The 21,104-nt window shown below is 44.6% G+C and carries 22 protein-coding genes and 1 pseudogene; 14 read left to right on the top strand and 9 right to left on the bottom strand.

Going from position 1 to position 21,104, the window contains the following annotated elements:
• Positions 1–70 precede the first annotated feature (70 nt).
• The 6 genes and pseudogenes from C0638_RS06385 to C0638_RS06360 all read left to right on the top strand — a co-directional run bounded on the left by C0638_RS06385 (position 71) and on the right by C0638_RS06360 (position 6,107).
• Positions 71–1,690 carry an ABC transporter substrate-binding protein gene (locus C0638_RS06385; protein WP_058711336.1) on the top strand — a complete coding sequence of 540 codons (1,620 nt, stop codon included), beginning with the start codon at positions 71–73 and terminating at the stop codon, positions 1,688–1,690.
• Between the two features lie 73 nt (positions 1,691–1,763).
• Positions 1,764–2,714, top strand: coding sequence for an ABC transporter permease (locus C0638_RS06380; protein ID WP_058711335.1), 951 nt, complete (start codon positions 1,764–1,766; stop codon positions 2,712–2,714).
• Positions 2,715–2,718: 4 nt separating this feature from the next.
• Complete coding sequence (locus C0638_RS06375) at positions 2,719–3,564, top strand: ABC transporter permease (protein WP_058711334.1); 846 nt, start codon at positions 2,719–2,721, stop codon at positions 3,562–3,564.
• Between the two features lie 59 nt (positions 3,565–3,623).
• A complete protein-coding gene (locus C0638_RS06370; protein WP_058711333.1) occupies positions 3,624–4,661 on the top strand; it encodes an ABC transporter ATP-binding protein in 1,038 nt (345 codons plus the stop codon).
• A complete protein-coding gene (locus C0638_RS06365) occupies positions 4,654–5,607 on the top strand; it encodes an ABC transporter ATP-binding protein (RefSeq protein ID WP_058711332.1) in 954 nt (317 codons plus the stop codon). The genes C0638_RS06370 and C0638_RS06365 overlap by 8 nt, the downstream gene beginning before the upstream one ends.
• A 48-nt stretch (positions 5,608–5,655) precedes the next feature.
• Positions 5,656–6,107 (top strand): annotated as a pseudogene (locus C0638_RS06360) (hypothetical protein).
• Positions 6,108–6,745: 638 nt separating this feature from the next.
• Here the strand turns inward: C0638_RS06360 and C0638_RS06355 are convergent.
• The 4 genes from C0638_RS06355 to C0638_RS06340 all read right to left on the bottom strand — a co-directional run bounded on the left by C0638_RS06355 (position 6,746) and on the right by C0638_RS06340 (position 9,360).
• Positions 6,746–7,633, bottom strand: coding sequence for a copper amine oxidase N-terminal domain-containing protein (locus tag C0638_RS06355; protein ID WP_102163388.1), 888 nt, complete (start codon positions 7,631–7,633; stop codon positions 6,746–6,748).
• Positions 7,634–7,885: 252 nt separating this feature from the next.
• Entirely contained in the window at positions 7,886–8,494 is a 609-nt protein-coding gene (locus tag C0638_RS06350) for a hypothetical protein (protein WP_058712112.1), read from the bottom strand.
• A 225-nt stretch (positions 8,495–8,719) separates the two neighbouring features.
• The gene (locus tag C0638_RS25575) at positions 8,720–9,076 is read right to left on the bottom strand and encodes a hypothetical protein (protein ID WP_233902292.1); all 357 of its coding nucleotides are present in this window, start codon (positions 9,074–9,076) and stop codon (positions 8,720–8,722) included.
• Positions 9,028–9,360 carry a DUF1492 domain-containing protein gene (locus tag C0638_RS06340; RefSeq protein WP_058712113.1) on the bottom strand — a complete coding sequence of 111 codons (333 nt, stop codon included), beginning with the start codon at positions 9,358–9,360 and terminating at the stop codon, positions 9,028–9,030. Before C0638_RS06340 ends, C0638_RS25575 begins: the two co-directional genes overlap by 49 nt.
• A gap of 661 nt (positions 9,361–10,021) precedes the next feature.
• Between C0638_RS06340 and C0638_RS06335 the strand changes: the two genes are divergently transcribed.
• Entirely contained in the window at positions 10,022–10,312 is a 291-nt protein-coding gene (locus C0638_RS06335) for a hypothetical protein (protein ID WP_233902291.1), read from the top strand.
• A gap of 76 nt (positions 10,313–10,388) precedes the next feature.
• The gene (locus C0638_RS06330; protein ID WP_058712114.1) at positions 10,389–10,880 is read left to right on the top strand and encodes a hypothetical protein; all 492 of its coding nucleotides are present in this window, start codon (positions 10,389–10,391) and stop codon (positions 10,878–10,880) included.
• A gap of 69 nt (positions 10,881–10,949) precedes the next feature.
• On the opposite strand, the gene C0638_RS06325 is transcribed toward C0638_RS06330, so the two are convergent.
• The 3 genes from C0638_RS06325 to C0638_RS06315 all read right to left on the bottom strand — a co-directional run bounded on the left by C0638_RS06325 (position 10,950) and on the right by C0638_RS06315 (position 12,358).
• Positions 10,950–11,414, bottom strand: coding sequence for a hypothetical protein (locus C0638_RS06325; protein ID WP_058712115.1), 465 nt, complete (start codon positions 11,412–11,414; stop codon positions 10,950–10,952).
• A 444-nt stretch (positions 11,415–11,858) separates the two neighbouring features.
• Positions 11,859–12,074: a helix-turn-helix domain-containing protein gene (locus C0638_RS06320; protein ID WP_233902290.1), complete on the bottom strand. Its 216-nt coding sequence runs from the start codon at positions 12,072–12,074 to the stop codon at positions 11,859–11,861.
• Positions 12,026–12,358 carry a hypothetical protein gene (locus C0638_RS06315; protein ID WP_058712116.1) on the bottom strand — a complete coding sequence of 111 codons (333 nt, stop codon included), beginning with the start codon at positions 12,356–12,358 and terminating at the stop codon, positions 12,026–12,028. Before C0638_RS06315 ends, C0638_RS06320 begins: the two co-directional genes overlap by 49 nt.
• A gap of 353 nt (positions 12,359–12,711) precedes the next feature.
• On the opposite strand from C0638_RS06315, the gene C0638_RS06310 reads away from it, so the two are divergent.
• The 4 genes from C0638_RS06310 to C0638_RS06295 all read left to right on the top strand — a co-directional run bounded on the left by C0638_RS06310 (position 12,712) and on the right by C0638_RS06295 (position 16,567).
• Complete coding sequence (locus C0638_RS06310; protein WP_058712117.1) at positions 12,712–13,269, top strand: GNAT family N-acetyltransferase; 558 nt, start codon at positions 12,712–12,714, stop codon at positions 13,267–13,269.
• A gap of 268 nt (positions 13,270–13,537) precedes the next feature.
• Positions 13,538–14,836 carry an ABC transporter substrate-binding protein gene (locus C0638_RS06305; protein WP_058712118.1) on the top strand — a complete coding sequence of 433 codons (1,299 nt, stop codon included), beginning with the start codon at positions 13,538–13,540 and terminating at the stop codon, positions 14,834–14,836.
• A gap of 38 nt (positions 14,837–14,874) precedes the next feature.
• Entirely contained in the window at positions 14,875–15,747 is an 873-nt protein-coding gene (locus tag C0638_RS06300) for a carbohydrate ABC transporter permease (protein ID WP_013368953.1), read from the top strand.
• Positions 15,737–16,567, top strand: a complete 831-nt coding sequence (locus tag C0638_RS06295; RefSeq protein ID WP_058712119.1) for a carbohydrate ABC transporter permease — start codon at positions 15,737–15,739, stop codon at positions 16,565–16,567. Before C0638_RS06300 ends, C0638_RS06295 begins: the two co-directional genes overlap by 11 nt.
• Positions 16,568–16,577: 10 nt before the next feature.
• Here the strand turns inward: C0638_RS06295 and C0638_RS06290 are convergent, their stop codons facing one another.
• Positions 16,578–17,414, bottom strand: a complete 837-nt coding sequence (locus C0638_RS06290; RefSeq protein WP_058712120.1) for a helix-turn-helix transcriptional regulator — start codon at positions 17,412–17,414, stop codon at positions 16,578–16,580.
• A 137-nt stretch (positions 17,415–17,551) separates the two neighbouring features.
• On the opposite strand from C0638_RS06290, the gene C0638_RS06285 reads away from it, so the two are divergent.
• Complete coding sequence (locus C0638_RS06285; RefSeq protein WP_058712121.1) at positions 17,552–18,838, top strand: Gfo/Idh/MocA family protein; 1,287 nt, start codon at positions 17,552–17,554, stop codon at positions 18,836–18,838.
• Between the two features lie 121 nt (positions 18,839–18,959).
• Here C0638_RS06285 and C0638_RS06280 read toward each other — a convergent pair whose 3' ends face one another.
• Positions 18,960–19,796 carry a carbonic anhydrase gene (locus tag C0638_RS06280; protein WP_058712122.1) on the bottom strand — a complete coding sequence of 279 codons (837 nt, stop codon included), beginning with the start codon at positions 19,794–19,796 and terminating at the stop codon, positions 18,960–18,962.
• A gap of 241 nt (positions 19,797–20,037) precedes the next feature.
• On the opposite strand from C0638_RS06280, the gene adhP reads away from it, so the two are divergent.
• Positions 20,038–21,054, top strand: coding sequence for an alcohol dehydrogenase AdhP (adhP, locus tag C0638_RS06275; RefSeq protein WP_013368958.1), 1,017 nt, complete (start codon positions 20,038–20,040; stop codon positions 21,052–21,054).
• Positions 21,055–21,104 lie beyond the last annotated feature (50 nt).

The raw sequence follows: 21,104 nt of genomic DNA, 5'->3' as shown, positions 1-21,104 counted from the left end.
ATTGTAAATCCGAGTATTCCGATTTATAATATTTTTCAATACATACTTAAAGAATTTGGAGGCTAGAGCGATGCGTCGTAATTTGACAGGTATATTCGTATTCATCGTATTCATGTTGGTAGTAAGTGCATGCTCCGGCGGAAATTCGGGATCTTCGTCTGCGACGAATAGTGGTGCGTCTGGCACAGATGCTACGACAGCAGATAACGGACAGCCCAAAGATGGTGGTAGTCTAATTATCGGCGTGCAAGCCGATCCGGTGGTGCTGAATCCAAACTATGCGGGTGACCGGGTAAGTCTGACGATAGATCAGGCGATATTCGCACCATTGTTCCAGGTGAACAATGGCAAAAAGACATTTTATTTGGCAGATAGCCTGACTCCTTCGGCAGACAAGTTGACTTATACACTAAAACTGAAAAAGGATCTGACTTGGCACGATGGCGAGAAGCTGACAGCTGACGATGTCGTTTTCACCATTAACAAAATCTTGGACGAGAAGCAGCACAGCTTCTTGAGAAGTAATTTTATGGTCAACGGCAAGCCGGTACAGGTGAGCAAGGTTGATGATACAACGGTGGACTTCAAGCTTCCTCAACCAGCTCCAGCTTTTGAAGCGGCACTGGTACAGGTATCCCCGATTCCGAAGCACATTTTTGAGAATGAAGCGGATATTGAGAAAAGCACGAAAAACAACACGCCGGTTGGATCGGGTCCTTTCAAATTTAAAGAATACAAAACCGGTGAGTATTTGACCCTCGAACGGTTCGATAACTATTTTGGCGGCAAACCGCATCTGGATTCTGTGACATATCGGATTGTTAAAGATTCAAATGCTGCCAATTTGGCCCTTCAAAATGGTGAAATCAATGTAAACTATCTCGACCCACAAAACGTAGACACTATTAAAGCGACAGATAAGTTTGACATTTTCCCGTACAGCGAAGGTCGTTTGGCTTACCTGATGTTTAATGAGAACAGTGATACGAAGCAGTTGAACAAAAAAGAAGTACGTCAGGCGCTTTCTTATGCACTGAATCAGGATGAATTGATCCAAGTATCGTACGGCTCCAAAGATTATGCAGATACTGCAAAATCCGCTTTGACACAGGATGTACTGTATCACACGAATGATGTTGCATTTTTCAATAATGATGTGAACAAGGCGAAGGAGCTACTGAAATCAGCTGGTGCTGAAGGACTGAAACTACGCATTATCATTCCGGGCGGCAACAAGGTACAGGAAGCACAAGCACTGTATATCCAGCAGAAGTTCAAGGATATTGGCGTTCAGCTGGATGTGAACAGCATGGATTCCTCGGCATGGTCGCAAAAATTCGTCGATACGAATGCCAAGGACTTCGATCTGGCGATCAGTGGCTATATCATGGGGTATGACCCTGATGCGTATCGTATTTTGTATAGCACTGGGTCGTCCTCCAACTATTCGCATTATTCAAATAAAGAAGTAGATAAGTTGTTGGAAGAGGGCGCGGGTGAGTCGGATACGACGAAACGTGGAGAAATTTATAAAAAGGTACAAGAAATTTTGGCTGATGATGCAGTTATCTACCCGATTGCATATACCAAAACGATTGTGGCCTTCGACAAGCAGTATGGCGGTATTGATCAGGCTGTGTTGAAGCCGGTCGTGATTTTCGAGGATTTGTCCAAAATTTATCACAAATAAGACAGGGTTTTCAAAAAATAAGCTGGGGTAACCAGCTTATTTTTTTCGAAAACAGCAAGGGGAAGGAAAACGTATGAGACAACTCATCGCCAGAAGGTTGCTGCAAGTTATACCGATGCTATTTTTTGTGTCCATCGTCTGCTTCGGCTTGATCAAGCTGGCTCCAGGTGATCCGGTTCTCTCTTTTGTAACACCGAATATGCATCTGGAAGATATCGAACGAATGAGGCATAGCTTGGGGCTGGATCAGCCTGCTTATGTACAGTACATATTATGGCTTAAAAAAAGTCTGACAGGGGATCTCGGTTATTCGCTAATTAATCATCAACCTGTACTGGATCAGATTCTCGACCGTCTTCCCGCGACAGCGGGGTTAATGGGCGCCTCCATCATCCTCGCTGTGTTAATTGCGATTCCACTTGGTTTGATTGCTGCGGCCAATCGGAATCGCTGGATCGACAAGCTCATTAATCTAATATCATACATCGGCATTTCTGTTCCATTGTTCTGGCTCGGCATTTTGCTTATTTATCTGTTTGCGATTTATCTGCATTGGCTTCCAAGTACAGGAATGCGTACCATCGGTACGGACTCGGTACTGGATGTGATCAAGCATGGAATTTTGCCATGTTTTGTACTAGCCTTTGGCTTCCTGTCTGTATATGTAAGGTACATCCGTTCCAGCACGATTACGCAGCTTAAGGAAGAGTACGTGCAGATTCAGTACGCGTTCGGGTCTGGACAACGACTGGTTTTGTTTCGACATGTGCTCAAGCATGTGCTGCTGCCCATCATTACGCTGCTTGGTATGTCGGTTGCAGATCTGGTGGCGGGAGCCATTGTGACGGAGACGGTATTTTCCTGGCCGGGCATTGGCTCGCTGGGCATGACAGCTGTAAAAGGAATGGATTATCCCGTCATTATGGGGATTACTTTATTTTCCGCTCTGCTGCTGATCCTGGGTAATCTGCTTGCAGATATCTTGTACAGCATGGCGGACCCGAGAATTAAATCAACGAGGTGAAAACATGAATCGCAGCAAATGGCGCAACATCGGGATCGAGCTGATGACGAGCAAAATGGGCGCCATCGCCCTCATACTATTGATCATATTCTCGCTGGGAGCGATTTTCGCTTTTTTATCGCCGCAGGACCCGAATAAGCTGAACGTATTGGAGCGCCTCCAACCACCGGGAGGCGCACACTGGTTTGGAACGGACGATTACGGTCGGGACTATTTCACAAGAGCGCTGTATGGCGGTCGTGTATCATTGCTGGTGGGCTTTGCGTCCATGATTATTGCGACCAGTATTGGTGCAGTGGTAGGCATTGTGAGCGGCTATTTTGGCGGGTGGATTGACAACCTGCTTATGCGGATTTTGGAGCTAATCATGTCAATTCCGTCCTTTCTGGTTATATTGCTGCTTAGTGTGTTTTTGAAGCCAGGCGTTGGCAATATCATTGTCATTATCGCCCTGCTCATGTGGATGAATATTGCCCGGGTGGTGCGGGCAGAGACGATGACGCTGCGCGAACGGGAGTATGTGCTTTATGCCAAAGCTTCCGGACAAAGTACATTTGGCATTATTTCGAAGCACATCGTACCCAACCTGATTCCAGTCATTATCGTAGGAGCGACGAACAATATCGCTTCAGCCATTATGATGGAATCATCACTGAGCTTTCTCGGCTTTGGTGTTCAACTGCCGAACGCTACGTGGGGCAGTATGCTGAATAATGCCCAAGGTTATATTGCACAGGCACCATATATGGCATTGTTTCCGGGATTGCTTATTTTACTGACCGTGTTGAGCTTTAATGTACTGGGAGATGTACTGCGTGTAGGCTTTGAGCCCAAATTAGTAAAACGATGATTCACAGCATAGATCCATTACCAATGGCTCCAGGAGCGACAGAAAGGGGCGAAAACACAATGACAGAACATCTGCTGTCCGTCGAACAGCTGGAGGTCTCGTTTTTCACTCGTGAGGGGGAGAATCAGGCTGTTCGAGGGGTTAGCTTTCATATTGATGCTGGAGAAACGGTAGGAATTGTAGGAGAATCCGGTAGCGGCAAAAGCGTTACGGCGAAAGCGATCATGTCGATGATTGCCCCGCCCGGCAAGCGGCTGAACGGCGATATCCGTTACCGTGGAGAAAGTTTGACCGCGCTGACAGAAAAACAATGGCGTAAAATACGCGGTAACCAAATCGCGATGGTGTTTCAGGACCCGATGACTTCGCTGAATCCAGTCAAAAAAGTAGGCTATCATCTGGTCGAGGTGATTCGCAGGCATCGAGGACTGAGCAAGGAAGCAGCTACGCAAGCAGCGGTAGAGCTTCTGCGACAAGTAGGCATTACCGAGCCGGAGCGCCGGATGAATCAATACCCGCATCAATTCAGCGGAGGGATGCGCCAGCGGGTGATGATCGCGATGGCGCTCTCGTGCAATCCGGAGCTACTGATTGCAGATGAGCCAACTACAGCGCTAGATGTGACGATTCAGGCGCAAATCTTGGAGCTGCTCAAGACGCTTAAGCAGCAATCCGATATGTCGATTGCCCTGATCACCCATGATCTGGGCGTTGTCGCCCAGGTGTGCAGCCGAGTCATCGTGATGTATGGCGGCATGGTGATGGAGGAGGGACGCGTGGACGATATCTTCTATCGTCCGGGCCACCCATATACGCAGGGTCTGCTGCGCTCTGTACCCCAGCGTACGAATGGCTTCCGTGAGCGGCTGGTACCGATTGAGGGTACGCCCCCGGATCTGCTGAACCCGCCATCAGGCTGTCCGTTCATGGAACGGTGCCCGCACGCGTTCGCCCGCTGTGTGGAGCGGCCGCCGATGGTGGAGCTGCGCCCTGACCAGCGAGCAGCCTGCTGGTTGAACGAGCCGGAAGCTGTGCCTGCCGGAGTCTACGAGACGCCCGAAGCGGGCCGTGCAGAGGAGGGGAATGACGATGAATGAAGCGAAGCATGTGGCGGGTGAGGGTCAGCCCTTGGTGGAAGTACACCAGCTTAAGAAGCATTTTGTGACTGCAAAAGATTTGTTAGGGCGTAGCTCCGAGGTGCTTAAGGCGGTTGACGGCGTAAGCTTCCAAATCAAACGCGGCGAGACGTTCGGACTGGTCGGCGAGTCGGGTAGTGGCAAATCGACGGTTGGACGCTGCCTGACTCGGTTATACGATTATACGGAAGGTACGGTACGCTTTGACGGTCAGGATATTTCCAAGCTGAATGACAAACAGCTCAAGCCGCTGCGTCGGCGTATTCAGAGCATTTTTCAGGACCCGTATTCTTCGCTTAATCCGGGTATGAACGTGCTTGACCTGATTGGTGAGCCGATGGATATTCACAGATTGCATCAGGGCAGTGAGCGTAAGGATGCCGTAGTGGCTTTACTGGAGAAGGTAGGGCTGAAGCGGGAGCACCTGTACCGCTATTCGCACGAATTTAGCGGCGGACAACGCCAGCGGATTTCCATCGCTCGTGCCTTATCCGTGAATCCAGAGTTCATCGTCTGTGACGAGCCGATCTCGGCGCTGGATGTGTCCATTCAGGCGCAGGTCATTAACACACTGGAGGATCTCCAGCAGGAGTTCGGGCTGACGTATCTATTTATCGCTCACGACTTGTCGATGGTGCGGCATATTTCGGATCGAATCGGCGTGATGTATCATGGACGGTTGGTGGAAGTGGCTGACGCAGATGAACTGTATGAGCAGCCCGCTCATCCCTACACGCAAGCGCTGCTGTCATCCATCCCTGTGCCTGATCCGAGAGCAGTCGGCGAGCGGCAGAATAGCTTGGTTCAATCCGACGGTTCATGGGCATGGGACAAGGATAGCAACGATGCCGCCGAACTGAAAGAAATTAGTCCCGGCCATTATGTGGCGTACCCGGTTGGCCGTTAGGTTAAGATCGATGGTAAGGTGTACATAACCCATAGGAGGTAAAAAATGATGACTGAATCGACGAAAAGAGAACGTATTTCCCAGTGGGATGCGCTCATGCTGGAATCTTACGTTCATTAGGCTGGTCCCATGAGGAACTCATCCGTCGGGTGCAGCAAAATGAGCTGCCAACGGACGGACAGTTTGATTATACGGAACTGGCCACCGGGCTGGCGTCCAAAGAGCCGGAGGTGTTTGTCAACGCGGTAACAGACGGGTATCAGATCAAATATAATACGATCCGTGGCATTCGTTCGTGGATTGCCGTGGCGCTCGGGCGTGAGCCTGAGCTGTCCCTGGAAGAAGGAAGCGAAGCTGTAACATCCGAACTGACGCAGGCTGAGTATGATCGGCTGGAGCAGGTGCTGTCGCTAGGCTGGATCATTCAGGAAGCACGTCCCGCGACTGGCGATACTGCAGGAATGTACCGAATTGTGCCTGCTGTACAGATTAAAAGTTGACTTTGTAGAGCTTATTCTGCAGAATCAACAGAAGTGAAGGTTGCAATATATATGTTACTATAAGACATAATCTTTCTGGATAATACTTTATTTTGTTTTTTTTATTAGAAATTAATGTAAATAGAGGAACGGTACTAAAATATAATACGGAATAGATATCGAAACAAAAAAATTGCTATTTTTTAAAATGATGAAGTGTTCGAGAATTCAAAAACCTGCGAAATATGGAACAAAAAACTCGTTCGTGACTAATGTAGTTTATTTAGATGTAGGGAGGATTTTTCTAACTGGCTGGCTATTATACTATCTAAGAGATAAGAGGGTGTAAAGAGGAATGATTTGAACATGCAGGAAGCGTGTGGTCTCATGTTTGATATATGAGGAACCAATAATTGTATAAATATTTTTCTATAGGCTGAGCCAGTATGTTTAAATAATTTCACCAAATTATGTAAGTTTTACTGAAAAAAACAGGAGACATAATTAGGTTGATGCGAGAGTGTCTAGGCCGATTAGGTGCACCGGTTTAGGCACTCTCACGCTTACCTACCTGCGGACAGAAGGTAGGTGGGATTGAAGCACTACGCTATTCATAATGTCTATGTGCAATAATCTAGAAAGACATAGCTTTTTTTGGTTTATTTTTGTTCATCTGGGATATCAACAAAGAAATTTGTTGGATCAACTGGTTTTTGTCCCTGGTTTATTTCCTTTCCATTATTGTCAATGAGACTGTAACTCATTTCTCCAATGGCGGACATAAAGTTAAAATGGGCTACTCGATTTTGAAACGTAGGTCTCTGACCATCTTGTTCTAATAATTTATAAGGCAAAAAAGATAGACCATTGCTTTCTTTTTTTGTTGAGTCAAAGCGTGCCGTCCATATTAATTCAACACGATCGTTGCTAGCTTTATAGAAAGAGATTACATCCATTTCCTGAATGAAAAACGAATCTGATTTACCTTCAGGAAAATAATAGTCTGTGTTTAGATTTTCGTACCCTTTGGGTGTAAATTCTTTTAAACTACTAATTTTAGGGAGTTTGATTACTGCTCCTCTGGATACATTAAGCTTATCAGATGTATATTTCTTTTTTATTTCGTTGCTTGCCTTTGCTACATATGCCGTTTGAGATTTTGGGTTCCAGGAGACATACGCACCGGATGAATCGGCTATAAATCGCAGAGGCACCATAACCCGTCCGTTTCTCAAAGTTGGGGCAACAGGCAATGTTATTTTTTTTGAACCAATGGTTGTGTTTTTTTGTCCAACTTTCAAAACTGTTTTTTTACCGCTACGATCTATTACCACTGTTTTAGTAGTATTATTCCATGTAATGGATACCTCGGGTAAACTTTGTACAGCATTTAACGGGACCATCGTAGTGCCATGAGATTGATAAGCATCATCAGAGGGGATATTCAAATTATTTACGATAATATGTACCGAAGAAGCCCATGCTGCTCCCGCACTTAAAGTAAGACTCAAAATAGAAATACATGCAATTTTTGAGATGAAATTCATACTTTTTACCTCCAAAAATGTATTTGTTGTTATAGACGGATAAAAAAGAGAAAAGTTGCATCTATTTAATGATTATAACATAAAATGGATTGTGTAAATCAAATTCAGTGACTCTTCTCACTTTTGTAGATCCCTGTTTTAGTATCTGCCTCGCTTATTTTGTTCCTGATTTTTCCTTGAACCAATGCAGTCCCGGGAATCTAAAAATAGGGTAGCTCTTATTTAAGAGCTACCCTATTTTTAGATTTTATTTTATGCTGGATCTAATTTTGTAATCAATGGAGCGTTGTTGAAAATTGTAAACTTATCTGCGCTATCCGGTGTGCCACCATTAGGCACTCTGCGAATCGTGTTGGAAAGATCACTTGTCCATGTTTTATATGTTGCTCCACTAGTATCTGTTCTTAATTGAGTTTGTGAGAAACTGGCACGGCTGTAGGAAGAGCCACCCTGATCTTGAACGCCGTGTACCATTTTTACTGTGTTATAGGTATTCAAGCCAGCGGTTTTTGTAACCAAAGCATTGTCTGTCCAAGGTAAAGTTGAACCGTTAAGATAGAGGGATGATCTCTTGGTGGAATGATCATATGTCAGCTTCAAATCTACAGTTTGACCTTTCTGGATAGAAGATACAGTTCGAGATCTCGAACCAGTTTCGGCGCCCTCTACACCGTTGATAAATACTTTGAATCCAGCAGCAGAATACGATATGCCAGCCTCAATGTTTGCTGCTCCAATGCCAAGATACCAGTCGAAATATCCATTTACAAAGTTAGCTTGAGAGGGGATTTGAAGCTTGGTTGTAATTCCTGTGTAATTTGCAGATTTAGTTTCCGTTACGATTGCACCATGTCTTGCCATAATATATCAACCTCCTGATTTTTTGTGAGGAATTGATGGAGTCGCTAACATCTAAATGGCTCCACATTCTTTAATGTTAGTCTTCAATTCCCTCTCACTTATGTAGGTGATTTAAGGCTGTGATTTACAACCAAATCGTGAAAATTGCCAATACATAAATTTTTTAATTCATGTACTACTTTGCTCGATTATCCCCTACACTTATATAGGAGTTTGGAAATGTAACTACACAACTGAACAATGACTTTTTTTCTGATTGAAGAAAATGCTTTTTGAACTGTTTAGCCCATGCTGAAGAATGTCGAAGCAAAAACTAAATAAGCTGCTTCCGGTTGAGTTCCAGAAACAGCTTATCGATAAAAGGATGTATTTTTTCATGATAAGCTCAAGAAATTGGGTTTTCATACTCTGAATAGCATCCTCTTTTGGCATACGGAAAAGTTTGCTTAATCGTTTAATATCTTGATCGAAATATTGAAATATTGCATTCATGGCCTCTACATCAGATTGGGTTTGGGCAAGTTTTACTAACTTCATAAACTCATCATCTGACATAATTCGCGAAGAGCCTTTTTCTTCCATTCGTTCACCGCCTGTTGAGTGATTTTGAGTTCTCTGGCTACCTGGGCCTCTGTTTTGTCGTTTATGTAAATTTCATAGATGACCTTTTTGCTTGCTTCACACTCTAATTTATTAATATAAGATTGTAACATCACTTTGTTATCAGATTCTTCCGAAAAAGAGGGTTGGAAGAGGTCAGGACTGCATTCCATAGAAACTTCACGTTTGCGATTACGTTTTTCCCGATACTGCATTCGCCAAGCAATTCTATAAAGTTCACGTCTATAATGTTCAATGGCTCCCAACGAAATTTACCTTCCTTATGTTCATATACGTGTATATAAGGGAGGGAGTTATCAAATTCTATTTAACAACCGTTAAAAAAGAATGAAGATTCCTTCTTTGTAAAGAAAAATTGCGATTATTGTAACATTATCGAAAACCTCCTTTTTGCTCTTACAGGCTGTGATAAGTGAACACCAGGGGAAAATACCTTGCAGCGAAGCAAGTCATGTTCCTAGCTTTCTTCAAGAACCTCCTTACTTCTCTTCAAAATTCTTAGGGATTTAGCCTTGTACAGGGGCACGACGATGGAGTGCAGCGGAATCATGGTGCTGCCCTGTGCAGGCATACATGATGATTAGCGTAGCGGCCCAGCGGTGCGTACTGGCTCTTAGGCGAGCGCTCTTGCCGCCTTAGAGCCAGTAGCATGAGCCAGCTTCCCCACTCTCGTCCTATTCGCTCCCTTACTTGCTGATCAGCGAGCCTATTTGCTACAGATACCCCGGCTGGTTTTAACCAGCCTTTAGGGTTGCAACTGGCTCATAAAAAAGGGGTGCTTCTGGATTGATCCAGAAACACCCTTTTATCATGACAAATTACCTTCTTTTGAGAAGTATGTCTATTTTATGAAATCCCTAAACAGATAATGTATAATAATTGTAAATGGAGTGAAAGGAGAGAACTATGCTGACGAAGCTGAAGAATCCAATTTTTCTTATTTTGATGATTTTCTTAGCTACCTTCACGGTGCGAATTGTATATAATAATCCGCCCGACTATATTTATGATTGGTTGATGGGTGCGTACGCCGTTCGTTTGATTGGTCGAACGATGTACGAAAAGTACCAGAATAGTCATAGAACCAGTATTATAGCCGACACGATTGTAGAACTGATTATGCTTATGATCTCATCCGGAATTATCCTATTTTATTTATGTCACAAGAAACATGGTGGCATAAGTCGCTTTTTCTAATAGCAGAATCCTATTTCCTCATTTACAGTGGCTATACTTTTAAAGAGATCATACTAAAAAATAAGGAAGTGAATTGATGAAGAATCGAACTATTAAGATTGCAGTTGTTATTGTTTTAGTACTAGCATGGGGCATTTATGGCACTTATTATTTTTTGAATTTAAATACCTCTATTCAAAAAGCTGTGTTAGATCAGGTCGATATGGATAATGTCTACCTTCAGATCATAAGAACGCACACTAAAATTACTAATGAACCAGCCGATTATAACGTGCATGTGATGGAAAAGAGTGGAGTTAAAACAATATTGGATCAATTATCTGGCATTGAGCTTAAAAAAACAAACGGAATGAATAACGGGGATAAAGTTCCTTTTTACTATACTATTATCATCCGCCCGAAAAGCAATCAGGATTCAACATCGAAGTATGAAATTACATTTAAGAATAATAAGTTAGTATCTATCTTTGATCAGGAAAAAAATTATAGGCAGGAATATATGATAACAAACGAATTCGACTACCATTCGTTCAAAAATTCAATCGATAAACTTTTCCAGAAGGAGTAGTTAGTTTGTATAAAAAAGGTCGGTTATCAAACTCAACCGACCTTTTTCTCAGTTATTTAGGAATTATTCTTAGAAAACTTCCCATCCATTTCCGGAGTGTGCTTTTTGCACAACGCCATTACCCGAAATAAAACGGATAACGGTACCGTCTTGTAGAGTGTACTCAAGGAACGGGAATTTAATCTGATAAAGATCGTATCTTTCACCGTAAAGGGCAATTTGATTGTTGATTTTATCAATGCCCGCAATACCGTTGCTAATGACATTTTCGACTGTCGAACCCGTGCCTGCGGCAAATAGCGAAGAGGCGAGGGAAGCAATTCCCATTGCTACCCCTACTGGTGTACTTGCAACGAAGATCAGCCCCAGAACCGTAGCTGTTATTCCTGACAGCCCTGCTACGATTGCAGCTGTGTTGGCAGAACCACCTCTGAAATTCCCGCTCTCTAATGCGACACGTTGTGCTTCACTCATTTTTAGTAATTGATACGGACTTGCCGTTATTGTTGTTGCATACTCTCGTGATCTTGCCATAATCTATCAACCTCCTGATTTTTTATGAGGAATTGATGGAGTCGCTGACATCTAAATGGCTCCACATTTATTTGATATCAGTCTTCAATTCCCTTTCATTATGTAGGTGATTTAAGGCTGTAAATTACAACCAAATCGTGAAAATTGCAAAGTACATAAATTTTTTAATTTATGTACTTTGCTCGATTATCCCCTACACTTATATAGGAGTTGGGGGCTGTAACTACACAACCGAATATGAATTTTTTTAGGTTGGGAAAATTCCCCTCTGAATTTGAATAGCCCCTCTAGCTAGAATAGGTGCTGGGATAAATCTTTAATTTATCCTGTATTATGGTCAAGATGTGAGAAGAGTTGAGGAGTACCTTTCAACTTGACTACAGCAAAAGCTAAATAAGCTGCCTCTGGTAGAGTAACCGCAAGCAGCTTATCGCCAAGGACACATTATTTTTTCATGATGAACTCTAGAAGTTCAGTTTTCATGGTCTGGATGGCATCCTCTTTTGGCATACGGATAAATTTACTTAATCGTTTAATATCTGGATCAAAATATTGGAAAATTGCATTCATAGCCTCTACATCGGATTTTGTTTGGGCGAGTTCTACTAATTTCATAAACTCATCATCTGACATAAATCGTGAAGTGCCTTCTTTTTCCATTTGCTCACCGCCTGTTGTGTAATATGGAGTTCCTTGGCAACTTGGCCTTCTGCTTTATCGTTTATGTAAATTTCATAGATGACTTTTTTGCCTGTCTCAGACCTTAATCTATTAATATATGATTGCATCATTATTTTGTTATCGGACTCTTCCGAAAACGAGGTTTGAAAGAGATTAGGTTTGGATTCTAAAGAAATTTCACGTTTCCGATTGCGTTTTGTACGATACTGCATTCTCCAAGCAATTCTATAAAGCTCGCGTCGATAATCTTCGATAGCACCCATCGGAAATTTCCTCCCTTATGTTCATATACGTACATATAAGGTAGGAGTTCTCGAAATCAATAAAACAACCAATTTATAGCGTCAATATTGTTTTTTTAGCGAATATAATGTAATTTTGAATAATTTTGAAACTATTTGAAATTTCCATGTAGAAACCATTGAAGGGTATGGGCGATATGGAAGTTGGTAGAAGACCAGGTGTGTGTTGGTATGGATGACGAGCAGGAGCAAAAAGAATCATATCCGGTAAGCGGAGGGAACCGCTGTTGCAAAAAAAACAGATGAAGTCAGACTCTTTTTTTTTATGCTATATTTTATACATAAATAAAATAATCAGAGGGTTGAGGTGCAGCATGACATCAATGACTATTGTCGAATCATCCGTCAAACCAGGATTAACAGCTTTTCAGGCAAGTGCCGAAGATCAGGCTGAGGTTCACGAGTTAATTTTAAAGACGGCTAGATGGCTGCACAGCAAGGGTTCCACGCAATGGGGCAAATTACTAAAAGGAGAAGATGATCACAATCTGGGTGGTGCTATTGCACGCGGAGAAGTGGTTATTTTCCGAACGTCAGAGGATCATCGCTTGGCAGGTGCAGTAATCTTGCAGCAGCAGCCCAGTGCTTGGGATAGTAGATTGTGGGGATTAGAGGAAACGAATTCCGAGGGAGGTACCTCCGTATATCTGCATCGTTTGGTTGTAGATCGCGATAACACTGGGAAGGGACTGGGCCGCGAGCTCATGCAGTGGATTGAGCAAGGCATACGCTTCGCAGGCAAGGATCGAATTCGTCTAGATTGTATTGCGGGCAATGACAAGCTTAGCGGGTTTTACAAACAATGCGGCTATACTTATATGGGCGAAACGAATGGCTATAACACTTTTGAAAAGATGCTAATAAAGTCATAGAAAAACGAATCCTAATTGAAGGAATACAAAAGAAGGAAGCAGGTGATCTGCATTCTTCTTTTTTTGTTGTGCAGACCTTTACGTCCTCGTGATGTCTTTCTTCTGGGTTGCTGTCATGTCAGAGTGACTCAAAAGAAAAAAAATTATATAAAAATGAAAATGGGGATATCGCGCTTTCTCCTTCTACATATGATGATAGGGAAAGTTTTGTAAGCGCTTCAAATGAAGGGTGATATACAACCATGCGAAGCTACAGGAGGCGGTTAAGGTGGACAATTACATGAGCTGGATAAAGATTGGATTTTTCCTCAGCGTTCTGTTTTTACTTGCAGCAGCATGCAGCACTTCCCCCAAGATAGAGAACACAGCTGGGCAAAAAGTGCAGCTTACGATGCAGGTTTGGGGTAATCCTGCGGAGGTGAAGGTGTATCAGCGGGCACTGGATGCATTTGAAAAAGAGAATCGGAATATCGAGGTTAAGCTGGTACCTGTACCAGGAGACCAATATGAGCAAAAGTTGTTGACACAGCTACAGGGAAGCCGCGGACCGGATGTCTTTTATTCCTATGAATCGACGATGGCGCGTTTGATCGGAGCAAAGCAGGTGCAGCCTTTGGGTGAATTTTTAAAAAGTGAGGCAAGCGACGTGAAGGCAGAGGATTTCTCCGAAGGATTATGGGGGCCGGCCAAGCGTGATGGGGAAATCTATGGAGTCACTCCTGACTCCAACCCGATGGTCATGTACTACAACAAAAAGGTATTTAAGGAAGCAGGTGTGAAGACACCGCAGGAATACTATGATGAGGGCAAGTGGAACTGGGACGCCTTTGAGGAGGTTACATCTAAGCTGAAGGCCGCTGGAAAGCAGGGCTATATTGCGGAAAACTGGTGGGCTCACTGGTATTCATGGGTGTGGTCGAATGGTGGCCGGATCTTTGATGAACAAGGCAAATATGTGCTGGACCACAATGAAAAGGGTAAGGAAGCCTTCGCTTTCATGCACGATATGGTGAAAAAGGGAAATGCGGTATACCTTGGTTCGCTTCCGAAAGGGCAGGGGGCAGATGCCATGTTCATGTCCAACCAGGTCGGCATGCTGGCGGCGGGAAGATGGCTGGAGCCTTTGTTTAGCCAAAATAAAAGCCTTGACTTTGATTATATCTACTGGCCCTCCAACACTGGTAAAAATGAGCCTGTCGCCATCCCGGTTGCATATGTAGCTGTGAACAAAAATAGTCCGCATGTGCAAGAGGCCATGAAGCTGGCAGCCTTCTATGTCTCTGTGAAAGGGCAGGAGGAGCGGCTGGTTGAAGGTGGCAATGCCATGGGTACGCTTGCTGCCGCAGATGAGAGCATCATGAAAAAGGCGACGATTGAGCACTCAGGCTATCTGACTGAGGGACGAGATAAAGGGCATGCTTATGGTTCTGCATTGGCGTATGATGCACAGGTGCCGGGGTTGAACTCCGATATCACGGAAACCATTGACCTGATGTTCCTGGGCAAGCAGGATGCTGCGACAACCATTGAAAAGTTGAATCAGATCATATCCAAGGCGGTCAAGTAAACACGGGATCGGCCGTGACCAGGGAGGAAGGTGACAAGATGCAGAAAAAGCATCAAGCGCTGTGGGGCTATCTGTTCATTGGCCCCCAGTTTCTTGGTCTGTTATGTTTTTCGCTGCTGCCCTTGCTGTATGCGTTTTACTTAAGTTTTGTAAATTGGGATGGTTTCGGGGTACCTTTGTTTGTCGGCTTGGACAATTTTAAAGGTCAATTATCTGATCCTGATTTTTGGAAGGCACTTATCAATACGGTGTACTATATGGTGCTGGTCATCCCGGTGGGGATTGTGTTGGCTCTGCTCGTAGCCATCGTGCTCAATAAAGTAAAGGGCAGGGAAATCTATCGCTTGTTTTTTTTCATGCCTGTCGTAACCAGCTCGGTATCGGTTGGGGTCATCTGGATGTGGATACTGAATGGTGAATTCGGCATTTTAAACCACTTGCTGCGAGCGATTGGGATTACAGGCCCAATGTGGCTTACCGATACGCATTGGGTGATCCCGTCGATTGCTCTACTTAGCATATGGCTGGGACTGGGATACAACATGGTCATTTTTTTGGCAGGACTCCAGGGCATCTCCAAAAGCTATTACGAGGCAGCCGAAATTGACGGGGCCAGCAAGTTCCAGCAGCTAAGGTATATTACATTGCCGCTATTGTCACCAACGACCTTTTTTGTCACCATCATGATGGTCATCAGCTCTTTTCAGGTGTTCGATCAGGCGTTCGTCATGACAAACGGCGGACCGGCCAAAGCAAGCTATACGCTTGTGTATCACATTTACGATCAGGCATTCATAGATTTCACGATGGGAGAAAGTGCGGCAGCGGCAATGATTTTGTTCGTGATCATTCTCATATTTACACTGCTGCAATTTAAAATGCAAAAGAGGTGGGTGCACTATGGAGATTAGTTGCAGAGGCAGGATGTTCCTGCGCCATGTGCTGCTCGCTGTCGGCTCTTTAATCATGTTTTTTCCATTTCTGTGGACCATCCTCAGTTCTCTAAAGGATATCTCTCAAATTTTTGTCGTTCCGCCGCAATGGATTCCCGATCCGTTTGTATGGAGTAACTATCCGGCTTCGCTGGAAGCAATGCCCTTCGTGCAGGCGTACATGAATAGCTTTTACATTACGTTTATCATCGTGACAGCAACGTTGATTAGCGCTTCTATGGCGGCGTATGCTTTTGCTAAAATCCGTTTTCCAGGTTCAGATATATTGTTTATTTTGTTCCTCGCTACGATGATGGTGCCTAAGCAGGTAACGATGATTCCGTTATACTTGGTGATGGATCGTATCGGTTGGCTCGATACGCATTGGTCGCTGAGCGTACCTGGAGCCTTGTTTAATGCATTCGCGGTGTTTTTGCTCCGTCAATTCGTCATGGGTATTCCACGCGATCTGGAGGAAGCAGCAGTCATGGACGGAGCGGGATACATTCGCATTTACTGGAGTGTCATTCTGCCACTCGTTCGTCCAGCATTGGCCGCGATCGGAATTTTCACCTTTTTGGGTGCCTGGAATAGCTTTCTTGATCCGCTGATCTATCTCAATACACCGGAGAAATTTACAGTTCCGCTTTTGCTCAACAATTTCAAAGGACTATATACCGCCGATTGGTCACTGATGATGGCAGGCACCACCATCTCTGTCGTTCCAGTGCTCATCGTCTACATCATTGCCCAAAAGCAAATTATTGAAGGCATTACCTTAACAGGCATCAAGGGGTAGGGGTGTTTCCCTACTCCTTTTTGTACGATTTCCGATACTGTAACGGAGTACGCCCGGTGAAATGCTTGAATACACGGCCAAAGTGAGCGATGCTGTCAAAGCCCGTTTTTTCAGCAATGGCGGTCACTTTCCAGTTCGTTTCCTTCAAATACGCCCGAGCCTGCTGGACCCGTACATCCTGAAGATACTCGACCAGGGTAAAGCCTGTGGTCTGCTTGAAGATGCGACACAGATATGTGCTGCTAATATAAAAATGTCCTGCCAGTTGCTCCAACGACAGCTTCTCGGCATAGTGGGCATGCAGGTACTCAATCACCGAGTACACACGTTGCTGCTGCTCGCTGCGTTCCGGCGCTATGGTGTCAGGAGCCGCTGATTGTATGCGGCGGATTCGGATCAGTAGCTGTAGCAACAGGCTTTGAAGATACATATGACGGTATGCATGCTCTTGATGGTATTCATCCAGCATTTGCTGGAACAGATGCTCCAGCTCGCGTTGTTCTTCCGCGGAGGGGCGAAGCAAAAAGCTTTTTTCAGGCAAAAGCAGGTGGCTCTGATCGCTGGATGGAGTAACAGACGTGGACGAGGCTACAAACGCTTCATCAAAGTTGATTAAAATTCGCTCATGGCTGCCGCTCCCCTTGTTACTCGTACGGTGAAAATCATGTTTGCTAATCCAGATCAGATCGCCCTTTTGTAGCGCGTATACACGTTGATTAATGTAATAGTAGCGCTCTCCTGCCAGCAGATAATAGATTTCATGCGCTTGATGGACATGGTCGGCAGACATGCTAAAAGGCACCATCCGAAGCGCTTGCTCGATGGCAAAAAGGGGTGTAGCGATCATAGTAGCGTTCTCCTTTATGAAAGCATTCATGAGAATAATATATGCATACTTTTTGGATGAATTCACAATAAAAGTGAAGATTTTGCTCTTTCTTATACTATAAAATATAAGTAATTCATGTAAAGGGTGTGAACCAATTGGCTAAAATCAAATATGCGCTTGTGGGCACCGGAGGAAGAGCTGAATTTTTTTACGGTGAAGTTGTTACCGTTTTCAAAGATACATCAGAGCTGGTCGCGTTCTGTGACGTCAATCAGACGAGAATGGATTATGCCAATCGGCTGTTGCAGGAGAAATACGAACACCATCCGATTCCAACCTATAAAGCCCACGAATTTGACCGAATGATCGCGGAGACGAAGCCGGATATCGTCATCGTCACCACCATTGACCGGGTGCATCATCGGTATATTATCCGGGCGATGGAGTTGGGCTGTGATGTCATTTCCGAGAAGCCGATGACGGTCGACGAAGACAAATGCCAAGACATTCTGGATGCCATAGACCGCACGGGACGGAAGCTGCGCGTCACCTTTAACTATCGCTATGCCCCGCATAATACGAAAATCCGTGAGGTTATCATGGACGGGACGCTGGGTGACATCTTGTCAGTCAATTTTGAATGGCTGCTGAATACCCAGCATGGTGCAGATTATTTCCGCCGCTGGCACCGGGACAAGCGCAATAGCGGCGGTCTGCTGGTGCATAAATCGACGCATCATTTTGATCTGATGAACTTCTGGCTTGGCTCAAAGCCGGAGACGGTATATGCGATGGGCGACTTGAAATTTTACGGCCGGGAGAATGCGGAGCAGCGTGGCGTGACGGAGTTCTATCAACGCGCTTACGGCAGCAAGGCGGCGGAAAATGACCCATTTGCCTTACACTTGGATCGTAACGAACATCTAAAAAACATGTATCTGGATGCGGAGCATGAGGATGGGTACGTGCGGGACCAAAGCGTATTTGGCGACAATATCAGTATCGAGGATACGCTGAGTGTCATGGTGAAGTATCAGAATAAAACGGTAATGAACTACTCACTGAACGCTTATATGCCTTGGGAGGGCTTTATCATCGTATTTAACGGCACCAAGGGACGGATGGAAGTTCGGGTATCCGAGCAATCCTATGTCAATTCTGGTGGCAGCAAGGCAGATGAGGGGGCGTTAAAAGAGAAAACCCTCACGATCTATCCTCACTTTGCAGCACCTTACGAGGTCGAAGTAGAGGAAGGCGTGGGGGGACATGGCGGAGGAGATCCAGTCATGCTACGGGATATTTTCGATAAGCCGGCAGAGGATCGGTTCCATCGTGCGGCCTCTCATATCGACGGCGCATGGTCCATTTTAACAGGCATCGCCGCCAACCGCTCTATACGTACAGGCCAGCCGGTGAAGGTGGAGCAACTGGTGCGATTATAACGATTGTAAGCTAGGCAGCACCTTTAATAACAAGAAGCCCCTCTATTCAGATGAACAGAGGAGGCTTCTTGTTTGTATTTAAAGATAGTAAGAACCTTATATCTTAGGACGCTGTAGTTTACTATTTATCGGTCTTTAGCTCACGGGTTCCCAGTTGTTGTACAGGACGATGGTTATCGGGAAAAATGGCAGCAAACTGATTAATCTGGTCTGCCGACATTTCAATAGGCTGTTCCAATACCGTCCAATTCACATGTTCTGTGCATGGCGGGGTAGTCAGCGACCCATTGTAGCGAACGGAGTGCAGGTCTTTTGGCAGCAGCGCAGCGAGATTTACATCCTCATCCAGAACCGCTTCTTGGGAAATATCTTTCGGCAGTTTGGACCAGATGCGATTGAAAGCCTTGTTTTCTTTGCCGCTTTGAATAAGAACGCCTAAGACGGCTGTGCTTCCGGTGTCGCTTTGATGAACAAAATGAAGCTCCATTTCAGCATTTTTACCATCTATTTGGTGTTCACTTGGATGATGAAAATGAAACTGCTTTAGGGTGAATTTTGTGCCGTCCACGACAATATCATTGCTGGGACTAGCTGCATTGACTTGGACGGTGTGCCCATTATTCAGTATGGATACTTTAGTGGTTGAATAATGAACCTGTAGCGGTTGCTGCGTATGCGAAGCTTCCAGATGGGAATGCTCTATGTTGATGGGAGACTGTTCCTGACCATTACCACAAGCGACAAAATCCTTTTCCAGCTCCCCCCAATGCTCGGGTCCTTCATCCCCTTCGTAGGACCAGTGCGGGCTTTTCTGAACAACTGCATGTACGTTGTTAGCGGATGATGATGATGTTGCGCTAGTAGTACTAGAAGTGGCGGATGGTGTACATCCTGTTACCGACAATGCCAAGATTATGGAAAATATGCTGAACAAGCAACCTCTCCAGTGTTTTTTCATGTTTCTTTATCCTTCTTCCAAATAGATTATGTGAAACTTTTTACATTGTAAATTATTGTACAAAGTTCCTGCAAGGGTACAAGGACTTAGGAAAAAGGTAGAACTGGTTGCTTATTATTACCGGGTGTAGAGAGAATAATGGAGTGGTGAAATATTTGTTTGTCCTCTTTGGGGGAAGTAACTATAATAGTGGGGTGTGCATTACAAAATAATTCCATATCCACTCAAAGGAGAGATCTACATGAAAGCAGCGATTGTTACAAAAGACAAGAAAGTTAGTGTAGAAGAGAAACCTTTGCGTTCCCTGAAACATGGGGAAGCGTTAGTCCAAGTTGAATATTGCGGGGTTTGCCACACAGATTTACACGTAAAAAATGCAGATTTCGGTGATGTCACAGGCAGAGTTCTGGGACATGAAGGTATTGGGAAAGTCATTGAATTAGGTGAAGGAGTAACCAGCCTTAAAGTTGGCGATCGCGTAAGTATTGCCTGGATGTTCGAAAGCTGCGGTCACTGCGAATATTGTTTAACCGGACGAGAAACTTTGTGTCGTGAAGTTAAAAATGCTGGATACACGGTAGATGGTGCAATGGCAGAACAATGTATTGTCACAGCTGACTATGCGGTCAAAGTACCAGATAATCTTGATCCTGCTGCTGCAAGCAGTGTAACTTGCGCAGGGGTTACAACCTATAAAGCTGTTAAAGTGAGTGATATCAGACCAGGACAATGGATCGGTATCTTTGGTATTGGCGGTTTGGGTAACCTGGCTGTACAATACGCAAAAAATGTGTTCAATGCTAAAGTTGTAGCCTTTGACATCAGTGATGAAAAACTCGAACTGGCCAAAAAAATTGGTGCTGACTATATTGTTAACAGCATGAAAGAAGATCCAGTCGCCCGAGCTAAGGAATTAACGAACGGTGCTGGTCTGGATGCAACCGTAGTTACTGCTGTTGCCAAAACACCTTTCAACCAAGCCATTGACGTTGTAAAGGCTGGCGCGCGTGTCGTAGCTGTAGGTCTTCCAACTGATAAGATGGATCTCGACATTCCGCGTCTGGTTCTGGACGGCATTCAAGTAATCGGCTCCTTGGTCGGTACTCGTGAAGACCTTAAAGAAGCATTCCAGTTCGCTGCAGAAGGTAAAGTTGTACCTCTTGTACAAAAACGTCCGCTTGAAGACATCAATGAGATCTTCGAAGAGATGGAGCATGGCAAAATCCAAGGACGTATGGTCATTGATTTCACAAAATAAAATGATGTCCAATTCGTAACTCTTGGAATTCTAAGAGAGAGAAAGCGCCT

Source organism: Paenibacillus sp. lzh-N1 (assembly GCF_002872435.1).
Classification (GTDB): domain Bacteria; phylum Bacillota; class Bacilli; order Paenibacillales; family Paenibacillaceae; genus Paenibacillus; species Paenibacillus polymyxa_C.
Note: the sequence above shows the minus strand (reverse complement) of the source record. Positions and strands in the feature narration are given on the sequence as shown.

Bases quoted from the DNA above. Each gene is read 5' to 3' on its own strand.
- C0638_RS06325 (WP_058712115.1), bottom strand. From the start codon at position 11,414: ATGGCAAGATCACGAGAGTATGCAACAACAATAACGGCAAGTCCGTAT.
- C0638_RS06320 (WP_233902290.1), bottom strand. From the start codon at position 12,074: ATGGAAAAAGAAGGCACTTCACGATTTATGTCAGATGATGAGTTTATG.
- C0638_RS06335 (WP_233902291.1), top strand. From the start codon at position 10,022: ATGCTGACGAAGCTGAAGAATCCAATTTTTCTTATTTTGATGATTTTC.
- C0638_RS06310 (WP_058712117.1), top strand. From the start codon at position 12,712: ATGACATCAATGACTATTGTCGAATCATCCGTCAAACCAGGATTAACA.
- C0638_RS06380 (WP_058711335.1), top strand. From the start codon at position 1,764: ATGAGACAACTCATCGCCAGAAGGTTGCTGCAAGTTATACCGATGCTA.
- C0638_RS06280 (WP_058712122.1), bottom strand. From the start codon at position 19,796: ATGAAAAAACACTGGAGAGGTTGCTTGTTCAGCATATTTTCCATAATC.
- C0638_RS06385 (WP_058711336.1), top strand. From the start codon at position 71: ATGCGTCGTAATTTGACAGGTATATTCGTATTCATCGTATTCATGTTG.
- C0638_RS06330 (WP_058712114.1), top strand. From the start codon at position 10,389: ATGAAGAATCGAACTATTAAGATTGCAGTTGTTATTGTTTTAGTACTA.
- adhP (WP_013368958.1), top strand. From the start codon at position 20,038: ATGAAAGCAGCGATTGTTACAAAAGACAAGAAAGTTAGTGTAGAAGAG.
- C0638_RS06370 (WP_058711333.1), top strand. From the start codon at position 3,624: ATGACAGAACATCTGCTGTCCGTCGAACAGCTGGAGGTCTCGTTTTTC.
- C0638_RS06350 (WP_058712112.1), bottom strand. From the start codon at position 8,494: ATGGCAAGACATGGTGCAATCGTAACGGAAACTAAATCTGCAAATTAC.
- C0638_RS25575 (WP_233902292.1), bottom strand. From the start codon at position 9,076: ATGGAAGAAAAAGGCTCTTCGCGAATTATGTCAGATGATGAGTTTATG.
- C0638_RS06295 (WP_058712119.1), top strand. From the start codon at position 15,737: ATGGAGATTAGTTGCAGAGGCAGGATGTTCCTGCGCCATGTGCTGCTC.
- C0638_RS06375 (WP_058711334.1), top strand. From the start codon at position 2,719: ATGAATCGCAGCAAATGGCGCAACATCGGGATCGAGCTGATGACGAGC.
- C0638_RS06355 (WP_102163388.1), bottom strand. From the start codon at position 7,633: ATGAATTTCATCTCAAAAATTGCATGTATTTCTATTTTGAGTCTTACT.
- C0638_RS06300 (WP_013368953.1), top strand. From the start codon at position 14,875: ATGCAGAAAAAGCATCAAGCGCTGTGGGGCTATCTGTTCATTGGCCCC.
- C0638_RS06365 (WP_058711332.1), top strand. From the start codon at position 4,654: ATGAATGAAGCGAAGCATGTGGCGGGTGAGGGTCAGCCCTTGGTGGAA.
- C0638_RS06290 (WP_058712120.1), bottom strand. From the start codon at position 17,414: ATGATCGCTACACCCCTTTTTGCCATCGAGCAAGCGCTTCGGATGGTG.
- C0638_RS06315 (WP_058712116.1), bottom strand. From the start codon at position 12,358: ATGGGTGCTATCGAAGATTATCGACGCGAGCTTTATAGAATTGCTTGG.